We start from the raw sequence: 3,415 nt of genomic DNA, 5'->3' as shown, positions 1-3,415 counted from the left end.
TCATCGATCCACTGGGCATCCTCGATCACGTACAACGCCGGATCGCCACGATCGAGCGACGCGGAGTTGATCAGCGCCGTTAATCGCCGGCGCCGTGCGTCGGCCGCGATGCCGGGCAACACGTCGGCAGGATCCCGAACTCGCAATAGGTCCTCAAAGAGAACAAGGTCTTCCGGATCCGCATCCCGAAACCGGTTGCGTATCTGCGCCCGAGCGGCTTCAGCGTCGAGATCGGTGGTCTGCGTGCCGGCTCGAAGCAGCCGGGCTAACGCGTGAAACGGAATGTCCCGGGCATGTGACTCGCAGTGAGTGGTCATCACTTCCATACCGCGGGCGGCCGCGATCGCGGCGGCCTCGCGAACCAGTCGGCTCTTGCCGATGCCCGGTGGTCCCGCGACGTTGACGACAGATCCGGCTCCATCGACCGCCTCGTCGAGAATTGCGGCGATGGTGCTCAGCTCCCACCTGCGACCGACCAACGTTGGCTCACTGCTTCGTCGCGCCTGATGGTCGGCGATCGCCACCAGCCGACGTGCTGCGACGGGGCTCACCGCTCCTTTGATGCCCACCATCTCCGGATCGCCCAGGATTACGGCGTGCTCGACCAATCGGGCGGTCGAACCGCTGAGCATCACACCGCCCGGTGGTGCGGCCGCCTCCATGCGTTGGGCCATCCCCACCTGCTCGCCAATCGCGGTGTAGCCGAACGGTCCGGACCCGATCTCACCGGCGATCACTTGACCCGAGTTGAGGCCCACCCGCAACGCCAGCTCCACGCCGTCGCGGTCGCGGACACCCACGGCGAGTCGCTTCGCCTGCTCTTGAATCCCCAAACCCGCCAGACAGGCGCGAACCGCGTGGTCCTCCAGTGCCACCGGCGCTCCGAAGACCGCCATGATGCCGTCGCCGGTGAACTTGTCGACAGTGCCGCCAAAATGCTGCACCACTGCGGCGCAGCAGTCGGCCAGCTCGGCCATGATCTCGCGCAGCCGCTCCGCGCCTACGGCCGCCGCGATGTCCATTGAGTGCACCACGTCGGCGAACAAGACCGTAACCTGCTTGTACTCAGCGGACTGGGTAGTACGGGTGAGCCGCGCGCCGCACTCGCCACAGAACTTGGCGGTCGGGCTTGACGGCGCGCCACAGGAACCACACACCTGTGCCGTCGCGGTCAGTCCACCGCCACCATCCCCGCCGGGATTCACATCAGTATGGTGTCACCGCTGGTCAACGATGTCTGTCATATCGCGGTACCGTCACGGGACGCTGCCGATCCCGACATCGGCGATCGTTGATTCGGAAGGTCCAGCTACAGGCCGATTGCGGCGTCACTCATATCTTCTTCATAGGTTGTACCCAGCGGAACCTAGCTGTCAGCCCCGGATCATTTCGGGTATGAGCGAAACACCTGACACCCCAACAACACCGACCACAGTCGCCACGGAGCCGGCGACCGTGGCGGTCAAACCCTATTGGCTCTACCGATTCGCGGCTTGGGTCGTAATCGTCGCCGGCATCGTGTTCATCGTCTTGAGCGTCTTCTTCGCCGGCTTCAAGGTCGCCCACCTGGGGCATCATGGATGCCATCACCACGGGCGGCACCACCACTCGATGGGCCACGGCGGCCCGCAACACCACGGCCAGGGCGCCGGCGTGCACCAGGGGCCCAGCGGTCCGGGGCCGTCGCACGTGCCGGAATCCGTCACTCCGTCACTCACTCCTGCACCGGCTCCGGCGACCCCGTAGCCCTGAGTTTCCCTATGAGTCCGGCGTCCCCTTCGGGGGCGCCGGACTCCCTGTTTTTGGACTTTGCTGCGGAAACGGACCACTCGCGGACACCGCTGACCTGAGGCATTATGCGGGTATGAGCGAGACACCCGAGCCGTCTACCCCGCCGCCTCCCGCTGCACCGGCACCCGTCGTCGCGCCGGTAGCACCGCACTCCGAGCGGCTGTATCAAGTAGCCGCGTGGGTGGCCATCGTCGCCGGAGTCACCCTCATTGCCGTGGTCATCCTGAAATTCGTCTGGGTGCTCGGATACTAAACATCCGACTCACCTGCGCAACTGGTTGTCGGCCGGACTTTGCCTGGGCATGATCGACACATGACCCAAGCACCCGAACCCCCGATTCAGTCGCCCGCCGGGCCGCCCCCGCCGGTATACCCGGCCGCGACCCAGCACTCCCGCCTCTACCGGGCCGCGGCGTGGGTGGTGATTGTGGCAGGCATTCTGTTCGTGCTGGCGGTCGTATTCTTCGCCGGCGTCAAGTTCTCCGACCACGGGCAGCCGTATCGCCACCACCATCACGGGATGTTCGGTCCCGACGGGCCGGTCGGGCCGGCTGGTCCCGAGGGTCCGCCGTGGGTGGTGTTCCCCGGAGGGCCGTTCCCGCCGGGTAGCGGTCCCGGCGGTCCGCCGTGGGGCGGTCCGTGGGGCCCGGGCATGGGTCCTGGTGGGCCTGGCGGTCATGCGGGTCCCGGCGGTCACGGTGGTCCTGAGGCGCCACCGCCACCGGGTCCCGAGGAGCCCCCGCCACCCCCACCGACCTACACCCCGTAGCGTCGGCAGAGGTTTATCGGATTGCCAAACCCGTTGTCACACATGTGCGTTCAATTGGCAGGATCGAGACCTATGACCGCGCGGATCACCTCGGCCGCGTTCGCTATCGGCGCGTCGGTCGGTTGCGCCGCGGCCGCATTGGCCATCCCGGTCGCGTCGGCTCGGCCGTCGGATCCCGGGGTGGTGAGCTACGCGGTCCTGGGCAAGGGCTCGGTGGGCAACATCGTCGGGGGACCTATGCGCGACGAATCGTTGTTCACCCAGCCGTTCCAGGGCTACTTCGTCGATAACCCGGCATGCAACAACTGGGCCGACGTCGGGCTGCCGGAGGTCTACAACGATCCCGATCTGGCGTCGTTCAACGGGGCCAGCACGCAGACCTCGCCGACCGATCAGACGCACTTGGTCAAGCAGGCGGTCGGGGTGTTCGCCACCGCGCCGGCCGCCGGCGCGGCGTTTCACCGCGTCGTCGACCGCACGATCGGTTGCGCCGGTCAGACCACGCCCATGCACCTGGACAACGGGACGACGCAGGTGTGGTCCTTCGACGGCGGGCCGCCCGGCCCGGCCGACGCGGCGTGGACCAAGCAGGAAGCCGGAACCGACCGCCGATGTTTCACCCAGACCCGTCTGCGGGAAAACGTCCTGCTGCAAGCGAAAGTCTGTCAGTCCGGCAATGGTGGCCCGGCGGTGAATGTGCTGGCCGGTGCCATGCAGAACGCGCTGGGGCAATAGTTACCGGGAGCCTTCGGGAATATGTCGGTGCCGTCTGGAAGATGGAACCTTGTGACTATCGTTGGGTAGCCGCGCGCAACCAGTGGTCCGTGACCGACGGTCCGGGCCCGAAGGGATCGG

5 protein-coding genes are annotated in these 3,415 nt (G+C 66.7%); 4 read left to right on the top strand and 1 reads right to left on the bottom strand.

The window, feature by feature from the left end; genetic code table 11:
- Positions 1–1,205: adenylate/guanylate cyclase domain-containing protein (locus VGH54_RS24390; RefSeq protein ID WP_414688789.1), on the bottom strand; the 1,205-nt coding region annotated here is incomplete at its 3' end.
- A gap of 190 nt (positions 1,206–1,395) precedes the next feature.
- On the opposite strand from VGH54_RS24390, the gene VGH54_RS24385 reads away from it, so the two are divergent.
- The 4 genes from VGH54_RS24385 (at position 1,396) to VGH54_RS24370 (ending at position 3,295) form a co-directional block, all read left to right on the top strand.
- A complete protein-coding gene (locus VGH54_RS24385; RefSeq protein WP_331514702.1) occupies positions 1,396–1,746 on the top strand; it encodes a hypothetical protein in 351 nt (116 codons plus the stop codon).
- Between the two features lie 118 nt (positions 1,747–1,864).
- Positions 1,865–2,044: a hypothetical protein gene (locus tag VGH54_RS24380; RefSeq protein WP_331514701.1), complete on the top strand. Its 180-nt coding sequence runs from the start codon at positions 1,865–1,867 to the stop codon at positions 2,042–2,044.
- A 60-nt stretch (positions 2,045–2,104) separates the two neighbouring features.
- Positions 2,105–2,560: a hypothetical protein gene (locus VGH54_RS24375; RefSeq protein WP_331514700.1), complete on the top strand. Its 456-nt coding sequence runs from the start codon at positions 2,105–2,107 to the stop codon at positions 2,558–2,560.
- A gap of 72 nt (positions 2,561–2,632) precedes the next feature.
- Positions 2,633–3,295: a sensor domain-containing protein gene (locus VGH54_RS24370; protein WP_331514699.1), complete on the top strand. Its 663-nt coding sequence runs from the start codon at positions 2,633–2,635 to the stop codon at positions 3,293–3,295.
- Positions 3,296–3,415: the final 120 nt, after the last annotated feature.

Source organism: Mycobacterium sp. (assembly GCF_036488105.1).
Lineage (GTDB): Bacteria > Actinomycetota > Actinomycetes > Mycobacteriales > Mycobacteriaceae > Mycobacterium.
The sequence above is the reverse complement of the archived record's forward strand: the minus strand, read 5'-3'. Positions and strand labels throughout refer to the sequence as shown.